Origin of the sequence: Streptomyces noursei (assembly GCF_016917755.1) — a bacterium.
In the GTDB taxonomy this organism is placed as follows: domain Bacteria; phylum Actinomycetota; class Actinomycetes; order Streptomycetales; family Streptomycetaceae; genus Streptomyces; species Streptomyces yunnanensis.
In genome coordinates, this window is the sequence record NZ_CP070326.1 from 3,493,620 (window position 1) to 3,519,315 (window position 25,696).

A 25,696-nucleotide genomic window follows, 5' to 3' on the forward strand; every position below is an offset into this window, starting at 1 on the left:
CGCCCCCCGACCGGCGAAGCCCGCCGGTCGGGGGGCGCGGTGCGTTGGCCGCGGACGACCGGCTCAGTGCTCCCACAGCTTGAACGCCCTTACCTGGTAGGGGGATCGGGGCACCCAGCTGCCGCCGCCCGGGTAGGTGTCGAACTCGCCGGTCTCGGCGCAGACGGCGCTCTGGTAGGTGGTGACCGGGCGGCCGGTGCGATTGGCGAGCGAGGCGGCGGTCATCCCCTTGGGGAGGGTCACACAGCTCTCGATGTCGGTGCCGGACAGCTCGTAGGTCTGCCGCCGGCCGCCGAACTCCGTGCCCGGCCAGAGGCACAGTTGACCGGCCGCGCAGTTGCCGGCGGCGGTCCGGGCGTGGCCGCCGCCGGACCCGTGGGCGGTCGGGGCGCCCAGGGCGGACGGCGTGAGCAGGGCCGCGGCCAGTGCGGCGAGGCCGGTGACGAGCGCGGTGCTGCGGAACGTGCGGGACGCGTGGATGCGCATAAGGAGTCTCTCCCCCGTGTCGTGGCCGTGGCGGGCCGCGCGGTCTCGGCGCGGGCCACGGCGGTGGCGTCCGCTGCGGGCGGGGTGCCCGCGGCGGGTTCGGGATCGAGCGTGCGGCGGAGCGGGGCCGTCCGCCAAGGCCGTGGCGGCTCCTCCACCCGGATCAGGTATGGGGATAACCCGTCGGGGGTGAATCGGCGTGCTGCCACGGGGAGTTGACGCGTCGCGGGCGGCCGAGGCGGGGTGCGGAAACCGTTCCTCGCGGGCGCGGCACGGGAGTTGGGCAGGCCGCTCACCCAGGAGGCGGGGACCGGGGGCGGTGGTTCCCGTCTCGCTTCATCCGGATGAGGGATACGGCGTGCCGGCCCGTGGCCAACTGCCGTCTGGCGTGCGGCGATTGCCGGCGGACGCGGGAGAAGAGCGACGGGTTGACGCGGAGGGGCGGGGGCCGGGCCCCGTGTTCGCTCCCGTACGCGCAACGGCGCGCGGCCGACCGAGGGGGTGCCTCGGCCGGCCGCGCGCCGCGGGACGGACCGGGTGACGCCGCGGGGCGTCGATGCAGCGACGGTCAGATGTGGCCGACGCCGGCGCCCGCCTCGGCGTTCTCGCCGCGCTTGGTGAAGAGCGCGACGGCGGCGGCGAGCACCGCCACCCCGCAGGCGACCGTGAAGGCCAGGCCCATGCCGGAGACGAAGGTGTCGTGGGCGACCGCGGTGATCTTCTCGGCGTACAGCTTCGGGGTGCCCTTCGGCACCGGCGCGAGGCCCGCCGAGACGGCGTCGGACGCCATGGAGAGCTGCTCGGGCCGCAGCGGCGGGAGGCCGGCGCCCTGCCACTTGCCCGGAAGGTCGTGGTCGACGCGGGAGGCCATCACCGCGCCGAGCACGGCGGTGCCGAGGCTGCCGCCGACCTGCATCGCGGCCTGCTGGAGACCCCCGGCGACGCCGGAGAGCTCCAGCGGGGCGTTGCCCACGATGACCTCGGTGGCGCCGACCATGACGGGCGCGAGGCCCAGGCCGAGCAGGGCGAACCAGACGGACATCGGGCCGGTGGTGGTGCCGGCGTCCAGCCCGGACATGCCGTACATCGCGACGGCGGTGACGACCATGCCGCCGACCAGCGGGATGCGCGGGCCGAACCTGGTGATCAGCGCGCCGGCGAGCGGCGAGCCGACGATCATCATGCCGGTCAGCGGGAGGAGGTGCAGTCCGCTGTCGACGGGGGACATGCCGTGGACGTTCTGGAGGTAGAACGTCACGAAGAACAGGCCGCCCATGAAGGCGAAGGCCATCAGGACCATCAGGATCGTGCCCGCGGTCAGCGGCACGGAGCGGAACATCCGCAGCGGGATGAGCGGCTCGCGCACCCGGGTCTCCAGGACCGCGAAGAGCCCGAAGAGGACGACCGAGCCGATCAGGAAGCCCCAGGTCGTCATGGAGCCCCAGCCCCACTCCGTCGCCTTGATCAGCGGCCAGATCAGGCAGAACATCGCGCCGGACAGCAGCACGATGCCGGGGATGTCGAAGGAGCGGGGGGCGTTCTCCGCGCGGTGGTCCTTGAGGATCACCAGGCCGAGGACCAGGGCCAGCGCGCCGACCGGCACGTTGATGAAGAAGACGGACTGCCAGCTGACGTGCTCGACCAGCAGTCCGCCGACTATCGGGCCGCCGGCGGTGGAGGCACCGATGACCATGCCCCAGATGCCGAGGGCCATGTTCAGCTTCTCGGCGGGGAACGTGGCACGCAGCAGGCCCAGCGCGGCGGGCATCAGCAGCGCACCGAACAGCCCCTGCAGCACGCGGAAGACGATGACCAGTGCGACCTGGCTGGAGAACCCGATGGCGGCGGAGGCGACGGCGAAGCCGGTGATGCCGATCAGGAAGGTCTGGCGGTGACCGAAGCGGTCACCGAGCTTGCCGGCCGTGATCAGCGAGACGGCCAGGGCGAGCATGTAGCCGTTGGTGATCCACTGCACGTCGGCGAGCGACGCGTCCAGATCCTGCTTGATGGCCGGGTTGGCGATGGCGACGATCGTGCCGTCGAGCGCCACCATCATCACGCCGATGGCGACGGAGAACAGCGTCAACCAGGGGTGGCCCCGCAGCCCCTTGCGAGGCTCCGGTACGGGAAGTTCCGGTGCGGCGTGGGCAACCGGGGTCTGAGAGCTCATGATTCGAGGCTAATGTCAGCTACTGACAGTTGACAAAGTAATTCATGAGTCGGTAACTGTCATTTAGCTCACAGGTATCCTGAGCAGCGAGAATTCCACGGAAAGGCGGCGCAGGATGGCGGACCCGACGCCGCAGACAACTCCCCCCGGCGGGCTGCGCGAACGCAAGAAGCAGCGCACCCGCGACGCCCTGATCCGCGCGGCACTGGAGCTGTTCACGGAGCAGGGCTACGAGGCCACGACGATCGACGAGATCGCCGAGGCCGTGGACGTCTCGCAGCGCACCTTCTTCCGGTACTTCAGCAACAAGCAGGAAGTGACCTTCGCCGTCCAGGACATGGTCGAGGCGCGCTTCCTGGAGGAGCTCCGGGCCCGGCCGGCGGACGAGCCGCCGCTGCCCGCCCTGCGCGGTGCGGTGCTGACCGCCTGGGACGAGATCGGCAACGCCATCGCGTCGGTGATCCCGGTGGATCTGTACATGCGCACGTTCCAGATGATCGAGTCGACTCCGGCGCTGGTCGCCGCGCACCTGCGGCGCTTCACAGAACTGGAGGAGCAGATCGCCCAGTTGATCGCCCGGCGGGAGGGGCTGGACGTGGACGTCGACCCGCGCCCGAGGGTGCTGGTCGCGGCGTTCAGCGGCGTGATGCGGGTGGCCGGGAAGGTGTGGGGCGAGGGCCACGACTGCAGCGTGGCGGCGATCCGCGAGGTGACCCAGTCCTATCTGGACCACATCGGACCGGCGATCGAGACCGACTGGCGGGGGAAGGGGACCCCTCGCGCCGGGCATGAACACGCTCGCGACCAGGCGTAACGCCCCCCGCCCGGTGCGTGATCGGTTCACGCCTCAATGAGATCGGGCCTGCACAACCGAGCATCGAACAACGATGCAATGTGCCCGTTTTGACACAAATACCCTGCACAAAACGTGAGATGCCTCACGGGGGCCCGCGGGCACCCTCCCTCGTCTCCTAGGGTGGCCCGCGGTGACTTCTTTCCCGGGCCTCGCTCCCTCCTCCGGTTTCCTGCAGTCCACTGTCTGGCGTGCCGCGCTCGCCCTGCTGGTGGTGTTCGTGATGCTCGCCATCACGGGCTGGACGGCCATCAGAAGCACCAAGGAGGACGCCAACCCCCTGGCCACCGCGAAGAACGCCTGGCGGCACGCCACGTTCCACGGACGGCCGCTGCCCGACCCCGACGCCGCACCGGCCACCGTCCGCGCCTTCTTCGCCTCCCTCGACCGAGCCGAGCGCGCGCAGCTGGCGCACCGCTACCCGCTGGTCGTCGGCAACCTGGGCGGCGCCCCCGTCACGCTCCGGTACCGCGCCAACCAGATGGCGATCGACGACGCCCGCGTGATCGAGAAGCGGCGCATGGACGATCACCGGCTCACGCCCGTCGGCCGCCAGGAGGCGAGCCGGCTGATGCACCGCCTCGAATCCCTGATGAGCCCGGGCCGCCAGATCCTGGCGTTCGACCCGGCGGGCGACGGCCGGGCCGCGGAGGTCTTCGGCGACCTCGCCACCGCCGACCGGGTCTCCGTGGTGGTCCCCGGCGTGGACACCAACCTCTCGACCTTCGAGCGCACCGCCAAGGCGACGGCCGCCCCCGTGGGCATGGCGAAGTCCCTGTACGAAGCCGAGCGGGCGGCCCGCCCCGACGCCCGTACAGCGGTGATCGCCTGGGCCGACTACACCACGCCGTCCGGACTGGGCGTCGAGGCGGCCACCGGGCAGCTCGCCCGGGCCGGGGCCGTCCGCCTGCGCTCCCTGGTGGACGCGCTGCCGTCCACCGACTCCGTCTCGCTGTTCTGCCACAGCTACGGGTCCGTGGTGTGCGGGGTCGCGGCCCGGGACCTCCCCGACGACGTCACCGACATCGCGGTGGCCGGCAGCCCCGGCATGCGGGCCGGGAACCTGTCGGGCCTGGGCACGCGCGCCCGGGTCTGGGCGATGCGGGACGCCGACGACTGGATCCAGGACGTGCCGTACCTGGAGGTCGGCGGGCTCGGCCACGGTGCCGACCCGGTCGATCCGTCCTTCGGCGCCCGGATCCTCTCCGCCCAGGGCGCGGCCGGCCACGCCGGCTACTTCGCGCCCGGCACCCAGAGCCTGCGCAACTTCGCCCTGGTCGGGGTGGGCGACCTCGGGTCGGTGGACTGCGCCGCCAGCGACCCCCGCTGCAGCGCGGACCTGGCCTGACGGCCGGCCGCGCCACCGCCGGCGCCCGCGGGTACGGCCCGGCGCCCGGGGACGGGCCGTACCCGCGGGAACCGCACCCGCGCCGGCTGACGTGAACAGGGCAAGGGCGACGACCGGGCGACCGGGAGCCCTTTTGACACGCGTAGCGCTGGTGTCCGGAAGGGGGACGGGCGGGCAACCACCCGCATACGATGAGCCGCATGGGTGATGTGCTAGTCGGTTTTCACGCCGCCTGGGAGTTCGACTCGGACTCCGTACTCATCCGCTTCGAACGGGGGATCCGCAGGCCGAGGCTGTTCCAGGCGCTCGGCGAGCGACGCATTCCGTACGAGGCGCTGAGATCCGTCGAGGTCTCCGCGGGCAGGCGCGGCACGGTGGTGCTGCGCGCCGTGCCGCGGCAGGGCGCCGACCCCCTGATGGAGGCGGCGAACGGACAGCTCAGGGAGGACGCCGACCCCTACCGGCTGGTGCTGCCGGCCGACCGCGAGACGCTGGCCTCGTACTACGCCGACGAGCTGCGCGCGACGCTGGGCCCCGCCGCCAAGGAACCGGCCGAGCGGCACCTGGTGGCCGCGCCCCCGCCCCCGCTGCACTTCAAGGCGTACGACGGCAAGGCGTCCTTCGACGGCCGGTCGGTGGTCTTCCGCTGGTTCTGGACGGGCGCGTCGTCGGCGAAGTGGAAGAGCGGCGACCAGACCTTCGCGATCGACGAGCTGGCCGGGGTGGAGTGGCGCTCGCCGGAGATCCTCAACGGCTACTTGCGGCTGCTGGAGCGGGACGCCCCCGAGCGGCCCTCGGGCGAGGCGGACCAGGACCCGGCCGCGGTGGTCTTCGGGCTCGGCTACGGGCCGGTCCACGAGTCCCTGCCGTTCGCGGCCTCCGTCCTCCAGGCCGTGCGGGCCGCCGAGCCCGCGCCGGACGGGCCGGAGCGGGCACCGGTGCGGCGCGCCGGCAGCACCGGCCGGGACCCGGCCGACATCGCCGACCGGATCCGGCACCTCGGCGAGCTGCACGACGCGGGACTGCTGACGGACGTCGAATTCAGCACGAAGAAGGCGGAGTTGCTGGCGGAGCTGTGAGCGTCGGGTGCTCCCCCGGCGGCCGGCCCGCGGCACCGATGCAGCGGCGCCGGGCGTCATACCGTGGTACGGGGCCGAAGCCCGCACCACGGTATGACGCCCGGCCGCGTGCGGTCCGCTTACATTGATCCCGCGATGTCCAAACGATCTCTCCTCTCCGAAGACGGGCCGACCGGCGGCGACGGGCGCCGGCCGACCCGCGAGTCCGCGCTGCGCGTCGCCCGCCGGGTGGCCGGGGCCGCGCGGCCCGCGCTGCGGGTGCTCGCCACCGAGCTCGGCACCCCGAACCGCCCCGGCACCCCGCTGTTCGGCAACGTCCAGCGCCGCTGGGTGCGCAACCTGCCGTACGCGGTGGCGTTCGCGTTCGCGGTGTCCCTGCTGCCGTCGGGGGTCAATGTCCTCCACAACGACTACGGCATGGCCGGCAGCCTCGCCGGCGCGCTGGCGACCGCGCAGAGCGTGCCGCTGCTGCTCGCGGTGACCCGGCCGCTGCAGGCGTGGTGGGTGATGTTCGGGGCGAACGTCGTGTGCGCGGTGGTGCTGACCGGCGTCGACGGTGTCGCGGGCCGCCCGTGGCCGTGGCCGCCCACGGTGATCGTCGGCTATCTCGCGCTGATGCTGGCGCTGTCGGTGCGCGAGCGGCGGCGCACCCTGATCGCGGTCTGGCTCACGACCGGGGTGACGGGGATCCTCTTCGAGACGGTCGCACCCGACCGCAGCGAGAGCTCCTGGGTGCTGATGTTCGTGCTGTCCGGCGTGGTGCTGCTGCTCGGCGCCGCCCTGCGGGAACGGGGCGACGCCCAGCGGAAGTTGCTGGAGCAGGAGACCATCAGCGAAGCCGAGCGGGCCCGCCGCACCCTGCTGGAGGAGCGCGCCCGCATCGCCCGCGAACTGCACGACGTCGTCGCCCACCACATGTCGGTGATCACGGTCCAGGCCGACAGCGCTCCGTACCGCATCAGCGGGATACCCCGGGAGGCCCAGGAGGAGTTCGGGGCGATCGCGGCGAGCGCCCGCGAGTCGCTGGCCGAGATGCGCCGTCTGCTCGGGGTGCTGCGCAGCGAGGAGACCGAGCGGCAGGACGCCCCGGAGAAGGCCCCGCAGCCCGGGATCGGCCAGCTGCCGAAGCTGGTCGAGGCGACCGTACGGGCCGGTGTGCCGGTCGAGTTGGCGCTGCCCGAGGAGCCGGTGGCGCTCGAACCGGCGGTGGACCTGTCGGCGTACCGCATCGTCCAGGAGGCGCTGGCCAATGTGGTGCGGCACGCTCCGGGCGCATCGACCCGGGTGTCGGTGACGGTGACCGCCGACCGCGCGCGGCTGACGGTGCTGGTGGTCAACGAACCTCCCGCCCCGCCGGTGACCGCGCCGCTGGAGACCAGCGGCACCGGGCACGGCCTGGTGGGAATGCGGGAGCGGGTGCGCCTGGTGGATGGCACGCTGGACACCGGCCCACTGCCCGACGGCGGCTTCCGGGTCGCCGCCCAACTCCCGCTCTCCGCACCGCGCACCCCGCCCGACCCCCTCTCCACGAAGGACTCCGACGCACCATGACGACCCGCGTGATCATCGTCGACGACCAGGCCATGGTGCGGGCGGGTTTCGCCGCGCTGCTCGCCGCGCAGAGCGACATCGACGTGGTGGGCGACGCTGCGGACGGCGCCGAGGGCGTCCGGCTGAGCCGGCAGGTGCACCCCGATGTGGTGCTGATGGACGTCCGGATGCCGGAGATGGACGGGCTGGAGGCGGCCCGTCAGCTGCTCCACCCGCCGATCGGGGTCACCCACCGCCCGAAGGTGCTGATGCTGACCACGTTCGACGTCGACGACTACGTCTACGAGGCACTGCGGGCGGGCGCGTCCGGTTTCCTGCTCAAGGACGCGCCGCCGGCCGACCTGATCTCCGCGGTCCGGGTGGTGGCGGCCGGGGAGGCGCTGCTCGCGCCGTCGGTGACCCGCCGGCTGATCGCCGACTTCGCCCGCCAGCGGCCGGCGCCCCGTACGGACCGCACCGCGCTGCGGCTCAACGGCCTCACCCCGCGCGAGACGGAGGTGCTGGAGCTGATCGCCCGCGGTCTGTCCAATCAGGAGATCGCCGAGCGGCTGATCCTCGCCGAGCAGACCGTGAAGACCCATATCGGCCGGGTGCTGGCCAAGTTGGAGCTGCGCGACCGCGCCCAGGCGGTGATCTTCGCCTATGAGTCGGGGCTGGTCTCGCCCGGCGAGCGGTGAGCGGATACCGCTGTTTCGGGTTGTCCCCACCCGGTCTTCGGGATAGCCCCACCACCCCTGAGGGGGCAGCCCCCGACTCCTCCTCCCGGGGTACGACCGCCCGTCGGGACCCCCTACCCCGGTATCACCCGGGAGTTGGCTCCGCGGTGTGACGCCGCGTCACGCAGCGGCTTTCTACCTTTCCCTCCGCCACACCGCTGGAAGAGGGAGAGACCACCATGACCGTGCTGCGGAACGCCGCCCGACGCGGCAAGCGGACGCTCGCCGCCGCCGTCCTCGCGCTGGCCGTCGTCGCGGGGACCGGCGGCTGGGCGGCCGGTTCCGCGCAGACCGCGGTCACCGGCCCGGCCCCCGGCGCCGCCGCCTGGCGCGCCGACCACTCGCTCGGGGTGCGCCTGCCGGACCCGGCGAGCGCCTCCCCCGCCGACGTCGCCCGGTTCTTCGCCGGCCTGACCGACGCCCAGCGGCAGGCGCTCGCCGCCCGGCACCCGCTGACCGTCGGCAACCTCGACGGCGCGCCGGTCGCCCTGCGCTACGAGGCCAACGCCCGCGCCCTGCGCGCGGAACGGGACCGCGAGCTGGCCCGCGCCACCGACCCGGCGGGCACCCTCCAGGACCACCGGCAGGCCAGGAAGACGGCCGAGCACTACACCGCGCTGCTCGCGCCCGGCCGCCGGATCCTCGCCTTCGACCCGCGCGGACGCGGCCAAGTGGCAGAAGTGCACGGCGACTTGGCGACCGCGCAGCGCGTCGCGGTGATCGTGCCGGGCTCGGACATCGACCTGACCACGTTCGACCGCGCCACCGACCCGTACGGCACGCCGACCGGGATGGCCACCTCGCTGCGCCGGCAGATGGCCGCCGAGGCGCCCGGCGTGCGGACGGCGGTGATCGCCTGGGTCGGGTACACCACCCCGGTCGGCCTCGGCCCGGACGCCGTCACCGGCCGGCTGGCCGAGGCCGGCGCGCCCCGGCTGACCCGCTTCCTGGCCGGCCTGGCCGCCACCGGGACCCCCGCCCCGGCCGTGCTGTGCCACAGCTACGGGTCGGTGGTCTGCGGACTGGCCGTCCCGCACACCGGCCGCGGCCAGCTCGCCGACCTCATCGTCTTCGGCTCCCCCGGGATGCGCCGGGACAGCACCGCGGAGCTGCACACCACGGCCCGGGTCTGGGCGGCGCGGGACGCCTCGGACTGGATCGGCGACGTCCCGAACGTCGAGCTGTTCGGCCTGGGGCACGGCACGGACCCGACCGATCCGGCGTTCGGCGCCCGCCGGGTGCCAGCCGAGCGGGCCCAGGGCCACACCGGCTACCTCGCCCCCGGCACCGACTCCCTCCGCAACTTCGCCGCGATCGCGCTGGGGCGCTGCGCCGACGTGCGCTAGGTCGTGTCGTCACCTTCCCGTCGTCGCCCGAAGGGCCTCCCTCACATGACCACCAAGAGCCACCCCACTCGCACCAGCCCCACCGCCACCGCGCACCGGCCGCCCGCCGGACGGGCCGCCGGCCCCGCCGCCCCGGTCCGCGCCCTCCGCGCCGTCCGCGCCAGGGCCGGCGCCGCCGTGCGCACCGTCGACGCCCGCACCCCGGCCGACCGCGACCGGGCCATCGACGGACTGCGCGCCCTCGCCCTGCTCGCCGTCCCCACCGGGCACTGGCTGCTCGGCGGCTTCACCCGGGACGCCGACGGCGCGCTGCACAACGCCAGCCCGCTGACCGCGCTCGGCTTCCTCGCCCCGGCGAGCTGGCTGCTGCAGATGCTCGGCATCTTCTTCCTGGTGGGCGGCCACGCCTCGGTGCTGTCCCTGCGGCGGACCGCCGCGCGGGGCGGCTCGACCACCCGGTGGCTGGGCGGCAGGATCGCCCGCCTGGGCCGCCCGGTGCTGGGCGTGACCGCCGTCTGGGCCACGCTGATCCCGCTGCTGCACGGCCTGGGCGTGCCCACCGCGACGCTGCGCACGGGGGCGACGCTGGTCATCCAACCGCTGTGGTTCGTCGGCATCTACGCGGTGGTCACCGCGCTCACCCCGTACTGCGCCGTCGCCGCGCGGCGACTGGGCCTGTGGAGCGCGGCGCCGCTGCTGGCGTCGGTCGCCGCCGTGGACTTCCTGCGCTACGGGCCGTTCGCCGCGGCCGTGCCGTCCTGGCTGAGCCTGCTCAACCTGCTGCCCGGCTGGCTGTTCGCCTACCAACTCGGCGTCTGCTGGGGCGAACGGCGGCTCGGCCGGCGCGCCGCCTGGGGCCTGCTGCTGGGCGGCACCGCGCTGTTCGCCGCGCTGCTGGTGTTCTTCCACTACCCGGCGAGCATGGTGGGCGTCCCCGGCCAGGACCGCACCAACTCCCATCCGCCGTCGCTGCTGGTCCTGGCACTGGCCGCGGCCCAGTCCGGGGCGGCGGTGCTGCTCCGGGACAAGCTGGCCGGGCTGCTGCGGCGGCCCGCCCTGTGGGCGCCGGTGGTCGTGATCAACCTGTCCGCGATGACGATCCTGTGCTGGCACCAGACGGCGATGTTCGCGGCGGCCGTGCCGGCGTCGATCGTGGGCGCCGTACCGGGTCTGACCACCGTGCCGGACGCGGTCGTCTGGATCCCGGAGCGGCTGGCCTGGATGCCGGTCCTCGCCGTCCTGCTGGTCCTCATCGGGGCGGTCACCCGCCGCTTCGAGGCGCCCTGGGCGGGCGTCGGGCGGACCCTGCGGACGAGTGCCGCGGTACTGGCGGCGGCCTTCGCGGTGTTCGCGCTGGGCTATGCGTAGCCGGTGCGGGCGCCGGGGCGCCACGGCGGGTGGACGACACCTGCCCCGGCGCCCCGCGACGCATCCGCCGGCCGGCGGCTACTCCCGTCCGGCCGAGGTGAACCGCATGTCGGCGTAGCGGTCGCCGGCCACCTTGCCCGCGATCGGCTCCAGCAGCGCCAGTTGCTCCGCGGTCAGCCGGATCCGGGTCGCGCCGACGTTCTCCTCGACCCGGCCGCGCCTGCGGGTGCCGGGGATCGGGACGACCGCCAGCCCGCGCGCGTCGGCCTGCTGCTGCACCCAGGCGAGCGCGATCTGGCCGAGCGTCGCGCCGTGTGCGTCGGCGACCGTGCGGACCGGCTCCAGGAGAGCCGCGTTGGCCGCCGCGTTGTCGCCGGTGAAGCGGGGCTGCTGGCGGCGGAAGTCGTCGGCGGCCAGCTCCTTGTCGGCGTGGACGAAGGAGCCGGTCAGGAAGCCGCGGCCGAGCGGCGAGTACGGGACGAGGGCGACGCCGAGCTCGGCGGCGACCGGGACCACGCCCGACTCGATGTCGCGGCTGAAGAGCGACCACTCGGACTGGACCGCGGCGATCGGGTGCACGGCCTGGGCGGCGCGGAGCTCGGAACCGGTCACCTCGCTCAGGCCCAGGTACTTCACCTTGCCCTCGGCGACCAGCTCGGCCATCGCGCCGACCGTCTCCTCGACGGGGACGTCCACGGCGCGGCGGTGCATGTAGTAGAGGTCGATCTGCTCGACGCCGAGGCGCCGGAGGCTGGCCTCGACGGCCTGGCGGATGTAGGGGCGGTCGTTGCGGATGACGCGCCTGGTGGGGTCCTTCGGGTCCTGGCCCAGCGCGAACTTGGTGGCCAGGACGACCTCGTCGCGGTGCGCCTGGACGAAGGGGGCGATGAACTTCTCGTTCTCCCCGTCGCCGTAGACGTCGGCGGTGTCGTAGAGCGTGATGCCCAGTTCCAGGGCGCGCTCCAGGGTGGCCCGCGCCTCGCCGACGTCCTCGGTGGGGCCGTAGGCCCAGCTCATCCCCATGCAGCCCAGGCCCTGGACGCCGACCCGCGGGCCGCCGGTGCCCAGCTGGACGGTGCCGATCTTCGTGTCGTTCGCCATGGAATTCAGACCCTCTCGGACGCCCGCCGGGCGTCGGCGTAGATATCGATCTTGTAGTCGAGAACGTCCAGCGTGCTCTGCAGGTCGGCGATCCGCTGCCGCACGTCCTCACGGTGCCGGGTGAGCAGTTCCTCGCGCTCGGGGAAGGTGCCCTCGCCCTCCCGCACCAGCTCCGCGTACCGGACCATGTCCGCCACCGGCATGCCGGTCAGCCGCAGCCTGGTGACCAGCTCCAGCCAGTCCAGATCGCGGTTGGTGAAGCGCCGCTGGCCGGTGTGCGTCCGGTCCACGTGCGGCATCAGGCCGATCCGCTCGTACCAGCGCAGGGTGTGGGCGCTGAGGCCGGTGTGCCCGGCCACCTCGCTGATCGTGTAGCGGTCCTGGCCGGCCGGCCGCGGGTGGGGGGCGCGCGGGGTCCCGCAGCCCGCGGGCGTGGCCGGCCGCGGCCGGGTGCGCACCACCTTCGGCAGTCCCTCCACGACCGTGCCGCCGGTCACCGGTTCGCTCTGCGTCACCGTCATACCGCGTCTTACCCCCACTCGCTTCCCGGGCACGCGCCCGGGATGTCATCGCGCCGCCGGTCGTTCCGCCGGGCGCCTGCCGACTTCCTCAACGCTAGAGAGTTGGAGTGCACTCCAAGCAAGCACCGGCCGCGGCCGGTCTTGACCGGAATTTGAAGGCGCAGGGGCACCCCGTAGGCTCGGGACCATGCAGAGCCTGGGGATGATCGAGAACTGGCCGGTGCCCACCGCCGCGGCCGCCGTCGTACGCGCCGACGGCTCGGTTGCCGGATCGTACGGCCCGCTGGAGCACCGCTTCCCGCTGGCGTCCGTCACCAAGCCGCTGGCCGCCTACGCCGCGCTGGTCGCCATCGAGGAGGGCGCCGTCGAGCTGGACGAGCCGGCCGGCCCGGAGGGGTCGACGGTCCGTCATCTGCTCGCCCACACCTCGGGCCTGGCGTTCGACGAGGCGCGCCCGATGGCCGCCCCGGGCTCCCGCCGGATCTACTCCAACGCCGGCTTCGAGGTGCTCGGCGACCACCTCGCCAAGGCCACCGACATCCCGTTCCCGCAGTATCTGCACGAGGCGGTGCTGGCCCCGCTGGGGATGACGTCGACCGAGCTGGCCGGCTCACCGGCCAAGGACGGCGTCTCCACCGTCGCGGACCTGAGCCGCTTCGCGGCCGAGCTCCAGGCGCCGCGGCTGCTGGCCTCGGGGACCCTCGCCGAGGCGACGCGGGTGGTCTTCCCGGGCCTGGCCGGGGTGCTGCCGGGATACGGCCACCAGAAGCCCAACGACTGGGGGCTGGGCTTCGAGATCCGCGACGGGAAGGCGCCGCACTGGACGGGCGCGGCCTCCTCGCCGGACACGTTCGGACACTTCGGGCAGTCCGGGACGTTCCTGTGGGTGGACCCGGCGGCCGGGGCGGCCTGTGTCGCGCTGACCGACCGGGACTTCGGCCCGTGGGCCGTCGAGGCGTGGCCGGCGCTGACCGACGCGGTCCTGGCCGAGCTGGCCGGGCAGCGCTGAGTCCCGGCTGCCGACCACCGGTGCCCGGAGCCGGCGCGCGGACTCACCCGTACACCGGCTCCGTCCCCATCTCCCACACCAGGCACTCGGCCCCCTCCGGCGCCACCAGCTCCAGCCCGTGCTCCTCACCGATCCGCGCCGCGTCCCCGGCCACCAGGTGCTCGGCCCCCAGCCGCACCTCGCCCCGTACGACATGGACGTAGACCCGCGCGGCATCCGGGACGGCGGTGCGCCCGCCCGCCCCGAGGCGGCACACCCGCAGCGCGGCGCCGGCCCGCGGCAGACGGTGGGGCACGCCGTCGGCGACCTCCCGCACCACCTCGTACTCCGGCTCGCCACCGGGGGCGAGGGGCGTCAGCCACATCTGGACGAAGCGCAGCGGTGCCGTGCCGTCGTTGCGCTCGACGTGCCGGACGCCGCCGGCGGAGCTGAGCCGCGCCAGGTCGCCGGGGCGTACGGTCGTGGCATGCCCGGTCGAATCGCGGTGGGTCAACTCGCCCTCGACGACCCAGGTGACGATCTCGGTGTCCCGGTGGGGGTGCTCGTCGAACCCGGCGCCGGGCGCCAGGAGCTCCTCGTTGCAGGCGATCAATGCGCCGAAGCGCAGGTTGTCCGGGTCGAAGTGGGGCCCGAAGGAGAACGCGTGCCGTGACTCGATCCCGGCGTCCGCGTCGCCGCCCCGATAGCGTTCCTGGCCCCTGCGCACCTGAATCATCGGGCCACCGTAGCCCCACCGCTCCACCCCCTCATCCCGATAGGGCAGGCTTGGTCCCGTGTCTGAACCCGCATCGCGCGACGCGCACCCGCACTCCGCGACCCTCCGACGGCTGGAGAACTCCTCCGGCAAGCTGGCCGCCGCGGCGATCTCCCGCATGGACGCCACGCTGCCGTGGTACCGCGCGATGCCTCCGGAGAACCGTTCCTGGATCGGCCTGGTGGCGCAGGCCGGCATCGCCGCGTTCACCGAGTGGTTCCGGCACCCGGAGACACCGCAGGCGATCAGCACCGACGTCTTCGGCACGGCGCCGCGCGAGCTGACCCGGGCGATCACCCTGCGGCAGACGGTGGAGATGGTCCGCACCACGATCGAGGTGATGGAGTCCGCGATCGACGACGTCGCGGCACCGGGCGACGAGTCCGTGCTGCGCGAGGCGCTCCTGGTCTACGCCCGGGAGATCGCCTTCGCCACCGCCCAGGTCTACGCGCAGGCCGCCGAGGCGCGCGGCGCCTGGGACGCCCGCCTGGAGTCCCTGGTGGTCAACGCGGTGCTCTCCGGGGAGGCCGACGAGGGCGCGGTCTCCCGGGCCGCGGCCCTCGGCTGGAACGCGCCGGAGCATGTGTGCGTGGTGCTGGGCACCGCCCCGGACGGCGACAGCGAGCTGACCGTCGAGGCGATCCGGCGGGCCGCCCGGCACGCCAAGCTCCAGGTGCTGACCGGCGTGCTGGGCAGCCGGCTGGTGGTGATCGCGGGCGGTTCGGACAATCCGCTCAAGGCCGCCAAGGCGCTGATCGGGCCGTTCGCCGCCGGTCCCGTGGTGGCCGGCCCGGTGGTCTCCGACCTGCTCGCCGCGACCCGCTCGGCACAGGCCGCGGCGGCCGGCCTGCGGGCCTGCGCGGCCTGGCCGGACGCCCCCCGGCCGGTGCTGGCGGACGACCTGCTGCCGGAGCGCGCGATGGCCTCGGACCCGGTCGCGCGGGAGCAGTTGGTGGAGGAGATCTACAGACCGCTCGAAGAAGCGGGGTCGGCGCTGCTGGAGACGCTGAGCGTCTATCTGGAGCAGGCGAGCAGTCTGGAGGGCGCTGCCCGGATGCTGTTCGTCCACCCCAACACCGTGCGCTATCGGCTCCGTCGTGTGACGGACGTCACCGGCTGGTCACCGTCCGATGTGCGCTCCGCATTCACGCTGCGTATCGCCCTGATTCTGGGGCGTCTCGCTGACGGCGAGGCGCAACCCTAGACTTTGTCGAACACCAACAATTCCCCCGATGGTTCTTCGTCCCTGTCCCCACGGGCGGGCGGGACCTCCCACAAGAGAGAGTGTGAGGGTGCTCGTACTCGTCGCTCCCGGCCAAGGCGCTCAGACGCCCGGCTTCCTGATCCCCTGGCTCGACCTCCCCGGAGTCGAGGACCAGCTCCGCGAATGGTCCGAGGCCATCGACTTGGACCTCGTTCACTACGGCACCAAGGCAACCGAGGACGAGATCCGCGACACCGCGGTGGCGCAGCCCCTGCTGGTGGCATCGGCCCTGATCTCCGCGCGGCAGCTGTTCCCGACGCCCGAGGCGCTCGCCTCACAGGTCGGCGCGACGGCCGGCCACAGCGTCGGTGAACTCGCCGCCGCGGCCCTGGCCGGCACCATCACGGACGCCGAGGCGATGGCCCTGGTGCGCCGTCGCGGGCTGGCGATGGCCGAGGCCGCCGCCGTCACCGAGACCGGTATGGCCGCGCTGCTGGGCGGCGACGAGGACGTCGTCCTGCCGCACCTGGAGAAGCTCGGCCTGACCCCGGCGAACGTGAACGGCGCCGGGCAGATCGTCGCCGCGGGCACCGCCGAGCAGATCGCCGCGCTGGTCGCCGACAAGCCGGAGGGCACCCGACGGGTCGTGCCGCTGAAGGTGGCCGGCGCGTTCCATACTCACCACATGGCACCCGCCGTCTCGGCCCTGGAAGCCGCGGTCACCGAGCTGTCCCCGGCCGACCCGTGCACCCGGTACGTCTCCAACAAGGACGGCCAGGTGGTCACTTCCGGCCAGGACGTGGTGCGGCGGCTCGTCGGCCAGGTGGCCAACCCGGTGCGCTGGGACCGCTGCACGGAGACCTTCAAGGAGCTCGGTGCCACCGCGCTCGTCGAGGCCGCGCCCGGAGGCACCCTCACGGGTCTGGCCAAGCGCGCCCTGCCCGGGGTGAAGACGCTCGCCCTGAAGACGCCCGACGACCTCGACGCGGCCCGTGAGCTGATCGCCACCGCAGCGGACGCCGCTCCCGCAGCATCGGCCGAATAGGAGTCGTAGCGCATGACCTCGAAGATCAAGCCCTCCAAGGGCGCCCCGTACGCGCGGATCATGGGCGTCGGCGGCTACCGCCCGACCCGTGTCGTGCCCAACGAGGAGATCCTCAAGCACATCGACTCGTCCGACGAGTGGATCCGCTCCCGGTCGGGCATCGCCACGCGCCACTGGGCGGGCCCGGACGAGACCGTCGCGACCATGGCGGTCGAGGCGTCCGGCAAGGCCATCGCCGACGCCGGGATCGCGCCCGAGCAGATCGGCGCGGTGGTCGTCTCCACCGTCTCGCACTTCAAGCAGACCCCGGCCATCGCGACCGAGATCGCGCATCTCGTCGGCGCGGGCAAGCCGGCCGCGTTCGACATCTCCGCGGGCTGCGCCGGCTTCGGCTACGGACTGACCCTGGCCAAGGGGATGGTCGTCGAGGGCTCGGCGGAGTACGTCCTGGTGATCGGCGTCGAGCGGCTCTCGGACCTGACGGACCTTGAGGACCGCGCGACGGCCTTCCTGTTCGGTGACGGCGCCGGCGCGGTCATCGTCGGCCCGGCCAAGGAGCCGGCGATCGGCCCGACGGTGTGGGGCTCGGAGGGCGACAAGTCCGAGACCATCAAGCAGACCCTCTCCTGGGACGTGTACCGCACCACCCCGACGCCCGGCGGCGACGGGCCCGAGGAGCGTCCCGCGCCCGAGGCGATCCGCTATCCCGCGATCACCCAGGAGGGCCAGGCAGTCTTCCGGTGGGCGGTGTTCGAGATGGCGAAGGTCGCCCAGCAGGCGCTGGACGAGGCCGGAGTCAGCCCGGACGACCTGGACGTCTTCATTCCGCACCAGGCCAACATGCGGATCATCGACTCGATGGTGAAGACTCTGAAGCTGCCGGAGAGCGTCACGGTCGCCCGTGACGTGGAGACCACCGGCAACACCTCGGCCGCCTCGATTCCGCTCGCCATGGAGCGGCTGTTGGCGACCGGGCAGGCCAAGAGCGGGGACACCGCGCTGGTCATCGGCTTCGGGGCGGGTCTCGTGTACGCCGCGACGGTCGTTACTCTCCCCTAGGCAAGATCTGCGCAGTCCGGCACCGAGCACGACGTGCCGGCCACTGCGCGGGCCTTCACCGCTTCACCGTAAAACAAGCATTTTCCCGCTATTCGAAGGAGCGCCATCATGGCCGCCACTCAGGAAGAGATCGTCAAGGGTCTCGCCGAGATCGTCAACGAGATCGCTGGCATCCCCACCGATGAGGTCCAGGTGGACAAGTCCTTCACCGACGACCTGGACGTCGACTCGCTGTCCATGGTCGAGGTCGTCGTCGCCGCCGAAGAGCGCTTCGACGTGAAGATCCCGGACGACGACGTCAAGAACCTCAAGACCGTCGGCGACGCGACCGACTACATCCTCAAGCACCAGTCCTGATCTGGCGCAGCGCATGTCGCCACCCCGCGGTGGCGCCGTCGATTCAGACACCTCTACCCGTGGAGTAAGAATTCCCGTGAACGCGACCAATCGCACCGTGGTCGTCACCGGTATCGGCGCAACCACACCGCTGGGTGGCGACAGCGCTTCGACCTGGGAGGGCATGCTCGCCGGCCGGTCCGGCGTGAGCCCCCTGGAGCAGGAATGGGCAGCCGACCTGCCGGTCAAGATCGCCGCGCAGGCGGCGGTGGACCCCGGCGAGATCCTGCCCCGTCCGCAGGCCCGCCGACTGGACCGCTCGGCGCAGTTCGCGCTGATCGCGGCCCGTGAGGCATGGGCGGACGCCGGCTTCACGGCCAAGGCCGGCGAGCCGGACACCGCCGCCGGGCCGGCGGGTTCGGTCAACCCCGACCGCCTGGGCACCGTCATCGCCTCCGGCATCGGCGGCGTGACCACGCTCCTGGGCCAGTACGACGTCCTGCGCGAGAAGGGCGTCCGGCGGGTCTCCCCGCACACCGTGCCGATGCTGATGCCCAACGGCCCGTCGGCCAACGTCGGCCTGGACGTCAACGCCCGCGCCGGTGTGCACACCCCGGTGAGCGCCTGCGCCTCCGGCTCCGAGGCCATCGGCTACGCCATCGAGATGATCCGTACGGGCCGCGCCGACATCGTCGTCGCGGGCGGCACGGAGGCGGCCATCCACCCGTTGCCGATCGCGGCGTTCGGCAACATGATGGCGATGTCGAAGAACAACGAGGACCCGCAGGGCGCCTCCCGTCCGTTCGACACCGAGCGCAACGGCTTCGTCCTCGGTGAGGGTGCCGGCGTGATCGTCCTGGAGTCGGCCGAGCACGCCGCCAAGCGCGGCGCGCGGGTCTACGCCGAGGCGGTCGGCCAGGGCATCTCCGCCGACAGCCACGACATCGTGCAGCCGGAGCCGTCCGGCAACGGCATCGCGCACGCGCTGCAGAACCTCCTCGACAACAGCGACCTCGCCCCGTCCGAGATCGTGCACGTCAACGCGCACGCCACCTCGACCCCGCAGGGCGACCTGGCGGAGCTGAAGGCGCTGCACAAGGTCTTCGGCGACGACGTGCGGCACATGGCGGTCTCCGCCACCAAGTCGATGACCGGCCACCTCCTGGGCGGCGCGGGCGGCGTGGAGACGGTCGCCACCATCCTGGCGCTGTACCACCGGACGGCCCCGCCGACCATCAACGTCGAGAACCTCGACCCCGAGGTGGACGCGGACATCGTCCGCGACGAGACCCGCGCGCTGCCGGCCGAGGGTCGGATCGCGGCGCTGAACGACTCGTTCGGCTTCGGCGGCCACAACGTGGTCCTCGCCTTCCGCACGGTCTGAGACACCGCCGGCGGCCGACGGCCGCCGCGCAGCAGTCACCACGAGGGCCCGCCCGGTCAGGACGACCGGGCGGGCCCTCGTGCTGCCGCCGCCGGCCGATCAGTCGTCGAAACTGGCGAAGTACGCGGCCGCGCCGTCCTCGCCGCCGTGGCCCTGCTTCTCGGCGCGGCGGAACCGCTCCGCGGCGGCGGCCGCCAGGTCCGTGTGGACGCCGGCCGCCTCGGCGGCCTCGGTGATCAGCCGGATGTCCTTGCGCGCCGCGGAGACCGTGAAGCTGGGCGCGAGGTCACCGGTCAGGATCAGCTCCGACTTCATCCGCAGATACGGCATGTCGAGCGAGCCGCCGGCGACCGCGTCCAGGAATTCCCGCGGGTCGACGCCCAGCCCCTTGGCGAGCCCCAGAGTTTCACCGGTACCGCTGATGACGGTCATCACCCAGCTGTTGACGACGAGTTTGAGTCGGCTGGCGGCCCCGCCCGCGGCGTCGTCACCGACCCACTGGGTGCGGCCGCCGACGATGTCGAAGTACCGCCCGGCGCGTTCGCGCAGGCCCGGGTCCCCGGCGGCGAGAACGATCAACTTCCCCTTCTCGGCGGGCGCCTTGGTGCCCAGTACGGGGGCGTCCACGATCCGCAGGTCCCGTTCGGCGGCGAAGCGGACGAGCGGTTCGAGTGCCGCGGGCCCGACGGTGCTCATCTGGAGCCAGAGGGCACCGGGCGCGAGGTCGGGGGCTGCCCGGCGCATGGCGTCGAGGACGGCGGGGCCGTCGAGCAGCATGGTGAGGACCGCGTCGGCACCGTCCACCGCCTCGCCCGGGGTGTCGGTGACCCGGACCCCGTCGGCGGCCAGCGGCTCGGCCTTGGCGCGGGTGCGGTTCCAGGCCCGGACGTCCAGCCCGGCGCGGGCGAGGTTGCGGGCCATCGCCGCGCCCATGATCCCGGTGCCGAGGACGGCGACCGAAGGGGTGTCAGAGGTGTTGTTGTCGACCATGGCGGCACGCTAGGGCTTGGAGCGGACTTCAAGTCAAGCGTGCGCCGTGTGTCGCACGCCGGACCCCGCGCAAGGCTCCGTACGGGCGCGTGCGGGGCGTCAGACGACGACCTGGGGGAGCCGGCGGACCGGCGCCTGACTCCTCATACGACTTGGTGCAGCCAGCGCACCGGGGCACCCTCGCCGGCGTACCGGAAGGGCTCCAGCTCGTCGTCCCAGGGCTTGCCGAGCAGCTTGGCTACCTCGGCGGCGAGTTCGGTCTCGCCGCGCGCGGAGCGGGCGACGGCGGCGCGCAGCCGGTCCTCGGGGATGAGGATGTCGCCGTGGATGCCGGTGACGGCGTGGAAGATGCCCAGGTCCGGGGTGGAGCTGTAGCGCTCGCCCTCGGCGGTGGAGCAGGGCTCGGCGGTCACCTCGAAGCGGAGCAGGTGCCAGCCGCGCAGCGCGGAGGCGAGCTTGGAGGCGGTGCCGGCTTCGCCCTGCCAGGAGAACTCCGCTCTCCAGGTGCCGGGCGACGCCGGCTGGCGGATCCAGTCGAGGTTGACGCGCACCCCGAGGACGCCCGCCACCGCCCATTCGACGTGCGGGCACAGCGCTCGTGGAGCGGAGTGGACGTACAGGACTCCACGTGTCGTCACCGGGACCTCCCGTGCGGATCGAGGTTCGCCTTCCCCAGCGGCCTCGTGCCCGTTCCGGTCGCGGCCGGGACAGCTGTCGACATTCTGCCCCAGTGATCACTTCGGCACCAGCTTGCGAGGTGACCTACAGTAAACACCACTAGGCGGAATTTGCCGCAAAAGGGACAGGAAATGACGTGTTGTAATTTGTCTGTGCCGACTGCACATGCCACTTCGGGTCACCGCCCGGCAGGCACGGGGCCAAGCTACCGCGCGGTGCCGGACCCGAAGTGACGTACCGTCGGTACTCGAAGAGATATCACTCGCACGCCGGAGGGGACAGGGTATGACGTCGACCGATCGGCCCGTTCGCCCTCGGCGTCACCGCCTCGCGGCCCGCGCCGCCGTGGCCCTCGCCACGACTTCGGCGCTGCTGACCACCCTCAGCGCCTGTGGTGCCGACTCCGCCCCGCACGGCCGCGGCGCCGCCAAACCCACCGCGAAGCCCGCCCCCGCCTGGCGGACGGACCCCGCCTCGATCGCGGCGCTCGGCGACTCCATCACCGCCGGCTTCGACGCCTGCACGGTGCTCTCCGACTGCCCCGAGGTCTCCTGGTCCACCGGCACCAGCCCCAAGGTCGACAGCCTGGCCCACCGGCTGTTGAAGAAGAACCCGGCCGCGCACAGCTGGAACTACGCCCGGACCGGCGCCCTGATGAGCGACCTGCCGCAGCAGATCACCGCTGCGGCGGCCCGCAGGCCGGAGTTGGTCACGGTCCTGATCGGCGCCAACGACGCCTGCCGCAGCGACGTGGGGGCGATGACCTCCGCGGCGGACTTCCGGGCCGGCTTCGAGCGGTCCATGAAGACCCTGCGGCACAGCCTGCCGCGCACCCAGGTGTATGTCGCGGCGGTGCCGGACCTGCTGCGGCTGTGGTCCGAGGGGCGCAAGAACCCGCTCGGGAAGCAGGTCTGGAAGCTGGGCATCTGCGGTTCGATGCTGCGGGACCCGGACGACCTGACGAAGCCGGCACAGGACCGGCGGGCCCTGGTACGGGACCGGGTGATGGCGTACAACGAGGCGCTGGCGGAGGTCTGCGCCAAGGACACGCTGTGCCGCTTCGACCGCTCCGTCTTCGACTACCGCTTCACCGGGCAGCAGTTGAGCACCTGGGACTGGTTCCATCCGGGGCTGCACGGCCAGCAGCAGCTGGCGGAGCTGGCGTTCCGGACGATCACGCGCAAGGAAAACCCCCTGAAGGGTGAGGCCGCTTCCGGCAGCTGAGGCGACCGGGTCCCGGATGCGACGTCAGGGAAACCCCTAAGGGCACGGTGGTGCGGGTCATACCGTGCGGGGACCTGGAACGTCATACCGTGCGGCGACGTCCGCGGGCCGGGGGGCAGGGATGATGATGACCAAGCGGTTCGGCCGGGTACGGCCGTTCCGTACCGCACCGTCACCACTGCCCCGGGGGAATCTCGCCATGGCCCGTCTCCGTGCCGCCCATCTCGTCCTGCCCTGCGTGGCATTGACCCTGCTGACGACCGGCTGCTCCCTGGTCTGGACCGGCTCGCTCAAGTCCGCCCAGCGGACGTACGGCGTCGACGGCACGATCAGCGCGCTCTCGGCGACGACCCACGGCGGCAACATCGAGATCGTGCCGGTGGAGGCCGGCGTCCCGGTCAAGGTGACGGAGAAGTACAAGTACGACGATGCCAAGCCGCAGACCACACACACCGTCAAGGACGGCCGGCTGACGCTGGACTCCGAGGACTGCTCCTCGAGCAGCCACTGCGAGGTGGGCTATCGCGTCCTGCTGCCGCGCAACGCCTCGGTGGATCTGCACACCAGCGGCGGCGACGTCACCGTCCGCGGCGCCTCCGGCGGGATCACCGCGGAAACCAGCGGCGGCGACATCACCATCGAGGACACCAAGACCCGTACGGCGAAGGTGAAGACCAGCGGCGGCGACGTGGAGATGTCGCTCGGCGCGGTGCCCGACGAGGTGTCCGGCCGGACCAGCGGGGGCAACGTCACGATCCGGGTGCCCAAGGGCACCTACGCCGTCGACGCGGGCACCAGCGGCGGCAGCCGCAAGGTGTCCGTCACGACGGACGAGGGCTCGGCCCACAAAATATCCGCGCGGTCGAGCGGCGGCGACGTCTCGGTGCTCAGCCAGCAGTGATCCGCGCGGTCAGCCGGATGTCGGCGCTGCTGTGGGCCGCCTCGACGGTGTAGGTGCCCGGGATCCGGCGCCAGTCACCGTCCGGTTCCGACCAGACCTCGAAGGCGCGCCCCGGCAGCGGGATCTCGGTCTCCGCGCTCTCGCCGGGACCCGCCTCGACGGTGCCGAAGCCCGCCAGCCAGTGGGCCGGGCGCTCCGGTGCGCCGGAGGTGTCACCGGCCGGCGCGAGGTAGATCTGGACGACCTCGCGTCCGGGGCGGTCGCCGGCGTTGCGCAGCCGGACCCGTACGGAGTCGGGGGTGGTGTCCAGCGACTCGTACTCCCAGCGGGTGTAGCCGAGGCCGTGGCCGAAGGGGTAGGCGGGGGCGGTGGTGCCGCGCTGCCAGGCGCGGTAGCCGATGAACACCCCCTCCGTGTAGGGGAGCGCGCCGTCGGTGGGGGTGACGGTGGTGACCGGGGCGTCGGCGAGGCGGGCCGGCCAGGTGGTGGGAAGCCGGCCGCCCGGTTCATGGTCGCCGAGCAGGACGTCGGCCAGCGCGGTCCCGGCCTCCTGGCCGGGGAACCAGCTCAGCAGCACCGCCGGGACCTGGTCGCGCCAGGGCAGTTCCACCGGGGAGCCGGAGTTGACCACCACGACGGTGCGGGGGTTGGCGGCGGCGACCCGGGCGACCAGTTCGTCCTGCCGGCCCGGCAGCCGGAGGTCGGTGCGGTCGAACCCCTCCGATTCGACCTCCCCGGTGGTCGCGACGACGACGATCGCGGCATCCGCGCCGGTCGCCGCGCGGACCGCCTCCGCGATCTCGGCGTCCGCGTCGAGCTGCGGCTCCAGGTGGCCGAGGACGAAGTTCAGGGCGTCCAGGCCACTGCCCAGGCCGAGGCTGTGCGGGACGAACCGCAGGGTGAGCGCGAGTTCCTGATCGGCCGCCAGGTCGGTGGTGACCCGGTGCTCGGGAGGATTCAGGAATGCCTCGAAGGGGTCGGTGCCCTCCGGCGCGGCGCCGTCGCCGTCGCCGTCGAAGAGGACGCTCTCCCCGAGGGTCAGCCGGAGCCGTCCGGCGCCGACCAGCGCCAGGGTGTGCGGGCCGGTGATCCGCGGGACGAAGCTGCCGGTGAGTTCGACGGCGTGCAGTTCCTGGCGGGTCACGCCGTCGGGGAAGCTGTCGAGCACCTGGACCTTGCCGTCGAACTGCGGTGTCTCGGCGAGCAGTCGGCCGTCGGCGGCGAGGTAGCGGGCGCGCAGGGTGAAACCGTCGCGGGCGTGCGGGGTGCGGGTGCGCGGGTCGGCGCCGGTCGCGAAGACGACCTCGACGTCGTCGGGGAGCGCGGCGCGCAGACCCGCGAGCGGCGAGACGATCCGTGCGGGGAAGACGGTGGCGGAACCGCCGCCCAGCACCCGGGCGTCGCGGGCGGCCGCGCCGATGACGGCGACCCGGCGCAGCGCGGCGGGGTCGAGCGGCAGGACCGGGCGCGCGCCGTCGGCGGGCGTCTGGCCCACCGGTTCGTTGCGCAGCAGGACGACGGCGCGGCGGGCCAGCTCGCGGGCGACGGCCCGGCCGTCGATGCGCTGGGGAGCGTCGGCCGGGGCGGCGGGCGGCACCCCGTCCAGACAGCCGGTCCGGGCGGCCAGCAGCAGCACCCGGCGGACCGCGGCGTCCACCTCCGACTCGGCGATCTCCCCCGCGCGCACGGCCGCCGCCAGCGGGGCGCCGAAGACCGTGCGGGGCCCCGGCATCGCCACGTCCAGGCCGCCGCGCAGGGCTCGGACGGTGTTCCGGGCCGCGGTCCAGTCGGAGACGTTGCAGCCGTCGAATCCCCATGCGCCGCGCAGGACTTCGGTGACGAGGTGGTGGTGTTCGGTCATCGTCGAGCCGTTGACCTGGTTGTAGGCGGTCATGATCCCCCAGGGGCGGGCCTGGGTGACGATGTGCTCGAAGGGCGCGAGATAGAGCTCGTGCAGCGGGCGCGGCGCGATGCGGTTGTCGACCGTGAAGCGGTCGGTCTCGGCGTCGTTGCCGACGAAGTGCTTGACGGTGGTGCCGACGCCGCCCTCCTGCACGCCCCGTACATAGCCCGCGCCCATCACGCCGGTCAGCAGCGGGTCCTCGGAGTAGCACTCGAAGTGCCGGCCGCCCAGCGGCGAGCGGTGCAGGTTGACGGTCGGCGCCAGCAGGACGTGCACGCCCTTGCGGCGGGCCTCCTGGGCGAGCAGCCGGCCGGCCCGGCGGGCCAGTTCGGGGTCCCAGGTGGCGGCCAGGGCGGTGGGGCTGGGCAGCGCCACCGACGGGTCCGCCGCGCTCCAGTGCCGACCCCGGACGCCGATCGGCCCGTCCGACATCACCAGCGACCGCAGTCCGATCGCGGGCACCGCCGGCAGGCTCCACATGTCCTGCCCCGAGAGCAGCCGGACCTTGGTGTCCAGGTCGAGCGCGCCGAGCGCCCGCTCCACCGCATCGGTGTAGTCGTGGGGGGCCGCGCCGGTGCCGGCGTTCGCGCCGGGGGCCGTGCGGGGGCCGGGCTCGGCGGGGCGGGCGTGCGGCTGATCGGTCATGTGCGGCGCTCCCTCGTGTGGACGT

Annotated in this window: 23 protein-coding genes; 15 read left to right on the top strand and 8 right to left on the bottom strand. The window is 73.2% G+C overall.

The window, feature by feature from the left end:
• Positions 1-63 precede the first annotated feature (63 nt).
• Together JNO44_RS15445 and JNO44_RS15450 are read right to left on the bottom strand one after the other, a co-directional pair.
• Complete coding sequence (locus JNO44_RS15445; RefSeq protein WP_073442099.1) at positions 64-486, bottom strand: peptidase inhibitor family I36 protein; 423 nt, start codon at positions 484-486, stop codon at positions 64-66.
• Between the two features lie 568 nt (positions 487-1,054).
• On the bottom strand, positions 1,055-2,656 hold the full coding sequence (locus JNO44_RS15450; protein WP_205364708.1) for an MFS transporter: 1,602 nt from the start codon (positions 2,654-2,656) through the stop codon (positions 1,055-1,057).
• Positions 2,657-2,771: 115 nt separating this feature from the next.
• Here JNO44_RS15450 and JNO44_RS15455 point away from each other — a divergent pair, with 115 nt between their 5' ends.
• The 7 genes from JNO44_RS15455 to JNO44_RS15485 all read left to right on the top strand — a co-directional run bounded on the left by JNO44_RS15455 (position 2,772) and on the right by JNO44_RS15485 (position 10,917).
• Positions 2,772-3,470 carry a TetR family transcriptional regulator gene (locus JNO44_RS15455; RefSeq protein ID WP_205364710.1) on the top strand — a complete coding sequence of 233 codons (699 nt, stop codon included), beginning with the start codon at positions 2,772-2,774 and terminating at the stop codon, positions 3,468-3,470.
• A 172-nt stretch (positions 3,471-3,642) separates the two neighbouring features.
• Positions 3,643-4,857 carry an alpha/beta hydrolase gene (locus JNO44_RS15460; RefSeq protein ID WP_205364712.1) on the top strand — a complete coding sequence of 405 codons (1,215 nt, stop codon included), beginning with the start codon at positions 3,643-3,645 and terminating at the stop codon, positions 4,855-4,857.
• Between the two features lie 200 nt (positions 4,858-5,057).
• Positions 5,058-5,936: a DUF4429 domain-containing protein gene (locus tag JNO44_RS15465; protein WP_205364713.1), complete on the top strand. Its 879-nt coding sequence runs from the start codon at positions 5,058-5,060 to the stop codon at positions 5,934-5,936.
• A 135-nt stretch (positions 5,937-6,071) separates the two neighbouring features.
• Entirely contained in the window at positions 6,072-7,487 is a 1,416-nt protein-coding gene (locus tag JNO44_RS15470) for a sensor histidine kinase (RefSeq protein WP_205364714.1), read from the top strand.
• The gene (locus JNO44_RS15475) at positions 7,484-8,164 is read left to right on the top strand and encodes a response regulator (protein ID WP_067351978.1); all 681 of its coding nucleotides are present in this window, start codon (positions 7,484-7,486) and stop codon (positions 8,162-8,164) included. The genes JNO44_RS15470 and JNO44_RS15475 overlap by 4 nt, the downstream gene beginning before the upstream one ends.
• Before the next feature lie 218 nt (positions 8,165-8,382).
• Positions 8,383-9,549, top strand: coding sequence for an alpha/beta hydrolase (locus JNO44_RS15480; RefSeq protein ID WP_205364715.1), 1,167 nt, complete (start codon positions 8,383-8,385; stop codon positions 9,547-9,549).
• 45 nt (positions 9,550-9,594) lie between these two features.
• Positions 9,595-10,917: an acyltransferase family protein gene (locus tag JNO44_RS15485; protein WP_240167551.1), complete on the top strand. Its 1,323-nt coding sequence runs from the start codon at positions 9,595-9,597 to the stop codon at positions 10,915-10,917.
• A 78-nt stretch (positions 10,918-10,995) separates the two neighbouring features.
• On the opposite strand, the gene JNO44_RS15490 is transcribed toward JNO44_RS15485, so the two are convergent.
• Together JNO44_RS15490 and JNO44_RS15495 are read right to left on the bottom strand one after the other, a co-directional pair.
• Complete coding sequence (locus JNO44_RS15490) at positions 10,996-12,018, bottom strand: aldo/keto reductase (protein WP_205364716.1); 1,023 nt, start codon at positions 12,016-12,018, stop codon at positions 10,996-10,998.
• A gap of 5 nt (positions 12,019-12,023) precedes the next feature.
• Positions 12,024-12,539, bottom strand: a complete 516-nt coding sequence (locus JNO44_RS15495) for a MerR family transcriptional regulator (RefSeq protein ID WP_240167552.1) — start codon at positions 12,537-12,539, stop codon at positions 12,024-12,026.
• A gap of 187 nt (positions 12,540-12,726) precedes the next feature.
• On the opposite strand from JNO44_RS15495, the gene JNO44_RS15500 reads away from it, so the two are divergent.
• Positions 12,727-13,548: a serine hydrolase domain-containing protein gene (locus tag JNO44_RS15500; RefSeq protein WP_205364717.1), complete on the top strand. Its 822-nt coding sequence runs from the start codon at positions 12,727-12,729 to the stop codon at positions 13,546-13,548.
• A gap of 43 nt (positions 13,549-13,591) precedes the next feature.
• Here JNO44_RS15500 and JNO44_RS15505 read toward each other — a convergent pair whose 3' ends face one another.
• Complete coding sequence (locus tag JNO44_RS15505) at positions 13,592-14,263, bottom strand: pirin family protein (RefSeq protein ID WP_205364720.1); 672 nt, start codon at positions 14,261-14,263, stop codon at positions 13,592-13,594.
• Positions 14,264-14,321: 58 nt separating this feature from the next.
• Between JNO44_RS15505 and JNO44_RS15510 the strand changes: the two genes are divergently transcribed.
• The 5 genes from JNO44_RS15510 (at position 14,322) to JNO44_RS15530 (ending at position 19,330) form a co-directional block, all read left to right on the top strand.
• A complete protein-coding gene (locus tag JNO44_RS15510) occupies positions 14,322-15,506 on the top strand; it encodes a PucR family transcriptional regulator (protein WP_039636865.1) in 1,185 nt (394 codons plus the stop codon).
• An 88-nt stretch (positions 15,507-15,594) separates the two neighbouring features.
• Positions 15,595-16,551, top strand: coding sequence for an ACP S-malonyltransferase (locus JNO44_RS15515; RefSeq protein WP_205364721.1), 957 nt, complete (start codon positions 15,595-15,597; stop codon positions 16,549-16,551).
• A 12-nt stretch (positions 16,552-16,563) separates the two neighbouring features.
• Positions 16,564-17,610 carry a ketoacyl-ACP synthase III gene (locus JNO44_RS15520; protein ID WP_205364722.1) on the top strand — a complete coding sequence of 349 codons (1,047 nt, stop codon included), beginning with the start codon at positions 16,564-16,566 and terminating at the stop codon, positions 17,608-17,610.
• Positions 17,611-17,718: 108 nt separating this feature from the next.
• Positions 17,719-17,967 (top strand): acyl carrier protein, encoded by a 249-nt coding sequence (locus JNO44_RS15525; RefSeq protein ID WP_073442110.1) that lies wholly within the window; start codon positions 17,719-17,721, stop codon positions 17,965-17,967.
• Positions 17,968-18,043: 76 nt separating this feature from the next.
• Complete coding sequence (locus JNO44_RS15530; RefSeq protein ID WP_073442111.1) at positions 18,044-19,330, top strand: beta-ketoacyl-[acyl-carrier-protein] synthase family protein; 1,287 nt, start codon at positions 18,044-18,046, stop codon at positions 19,328-19,330.
• Between the two features lie 99 nt (positions 19,331-19,429).
• On the opposite strand, the gene JNO44_RS15535 is transcribed toward JNO44_RS15530, so the two are convergent.
• A complete protein-coding gene (locus JNO44_RS15535) occupies positions 19,430-20,320 on the bottom strand; it encodes an NAD(P)-dependent oxidoreductase (protein ID WP_205364723.1) in 891 nt (296 codons plus the stop codon).
• 143 nt (positions 20,321-20,463) lie between these two features.
• A complete protein-coding gene (locus JNO44_RS15540; RefSeq protein ID WP_018088059.1) occupies positions 20,464-20,958 on the bottom strand; it encodes a DUF3145 domain-containing protein in 495 nt (164 codons plus the stop codon).
• Between the two features lie 325 nt (positions 20,959-21,283).
• Here JNO44_RS15540 and JNO44_RS15545 point away from each other — a divergent pair, with 325 nt between their 5' ends.
• Positions 21,284-22,222: an SGNH/GDSL hydrolase family protein gene (locus tag JNO44_RS15545; RefSeq protein WP_205364724.1), complete on the top strand. Its 939-nt coding sequence runs from the start codon at positions 21,284-21,286 to the stop codon at positions 22,220-22,222.
• A 199-nt stretch (positions 22,223-22,421) separates the two neighbouring features.
• On the top strand, positions 22,422-23,123 hold the full coding sequence (locus JNO44_RS15550) for a DUF4097 family beta strand repeat-containing protein (RefSeq protein WP_205364726.1): 702 nt from the start codon (positions 22,422-22,424) through the stop codon (positions 23,121-23,123).
• On the opposite strand, the gene JNO44_RS15555 is transcribed toward JNO44_RS15550, so the two are convergent.
• Complete coding sequence (locus JNO44_RS15555; RefSeq protein ID WP_205364728.1) at positions 23,110-25,671, bottom strand: beta-glucosidase family protein; 2,562 nt, start codon at positions 25,669-25,671, stop codon at positions 23,110-23,112. The two genes, JNO44_RS15550 and JNO44_RS15555, sit on opposite strands and share 14 nt — an antisense overlap.
• Positions 25,672-25,696: the final 25 nt, after the last annotated feature.

Excerpts from the sequence above, each read along its gene's own strand:
- JNO44_RS15475 (WP_067351978.1), top strand. The coding sequence starts at position 7,484 with ATGACGACCCGCGTGATCATCGTCGACGACCAGGCCATGGTGCGGGCG.
- JNO44_RS15520 (WP_205364722.1), top strand. The coding sequence starts at position 16,564 with ATGACCTCGAAGATCAAGCCCTCCAAGGGCGCCCCGTACGCGCGGATC.
- JNO44_RS15445 (WP_073442099.1), bottom strand. The coding sequence starts at position 486 with ATGCGCATCCACGCGTCCCGCACGTTCCGCAGCACCGCGCTCGTCACC.
- JNO44_RS15525 (WP_073442110.1), top strand. The coding sequence starts at position 17,719 with ATGGCCGCCACTCAGGAAGAGATCGTCAAGGGTCTCGCCGAGATCGTC.
- JNO44_RS15550 (WP_205364726.1), top strand. The coding sequence starts at position 22,422 with ATGGCCCGTCTCCGTGCCGCCCATCTCGTCCTGCCCTGCGTGGCATTG.
- JNO44_RS15490 (WP_205364716.1), bottom strand. The coding sequence starts at position 12,018 with ATGGCGAACGACACGAAGATCGGCACCGTCCAGCTGGGCACCGGCGGC.
- JNO44_RS15470 (WP_205364714.1), top strand. The coding sequence starts at position 6,072 with ATGTCCAAACGATCTCTCCTCTCCGAAGACGGGCCGACCGGCGGCGAC.
- JNO44_RS15450 (WP_205364708.1), bottom strand. The coding sequence starts at position 2,656 with ATGAGCTCTCAGACCCCGGTTGCCCACGCCGCACCGGAACTTCCCGTA.
- JNO44_RS15455 (WP_205364710.1), top strand. The coding sequence starts at position 2,772 with ATGGCGGACCCGACGCCGCAGACAACTCCCCCCGGCGGGCTGCGCGAA.
- JNO44_RS15495 (WP_240167552.1), bottom strand. The coding sequence starts at position 12,539 with ATGACGGTGACGCAGAGCGAACCGGTGACCGGCGGCACGGTCGTGGAG.
- JNO44_RS15555 (WP_205364728.1), bottom strand. The coding sequence starts at position 25,671 with ATGACCGATCAGCCGCACGCCCGCCCCGCCGAGCCCGGCCCCCGCACG.
- JNO44_RS15480 (WP_205364715.1), top strand. The coding sequence starts at position 8,383 with ATGACCGTGCTGCGGAACGCCGCCCGACGCGGCAAGCGGACGCTCGCC.
- JNO44_RS15505 (WP_205364720.1), bottom strand. The coding sequence starts at position 14,263 with ATGATTCAGGTGCGCAGGGGCCAGGAACGCTATCGGGGCGGCGACGCG.
- JNO44_RS15485 (WP_240167551.1), top strand. The coding sequence starts at position 9,595 with ATGACCACCAAGAGCCACCCCACTCGCACCAGCCCCACCGCCACCGCG.
- JNO44_RS15545 (WP_205364724.1), top strand. The coding sequence starts at position 21,284 with ATGACGTCGACCGATCGGCCCGTTCGCCCTCGGCGTCACCGCCTCGCG.
- JNO44_RS15465 (WP_205364713.1), top strand. The coding sequence starts at position 5,058 with ATGGGTGATGTGCTAGTCGGTTTTCACGCCGCCTGGGAGTTCGACTCG.
- JNO44_RS15535 (WP_205364723.1), bottom strand. The coding sequence starts at position 20,320 with ATGGTCGACAACAACACCTCTGACACCCCTTCGGTCGCCGTCCTCGGC.
- JNO44_RS15500 (WP_205364717.1), top strand. The coding sequence starts at position 12,727 with ATGCAGAGCCTGGGGATGATCGAGAACTGGCCGGTGCCCACCGCCGCG.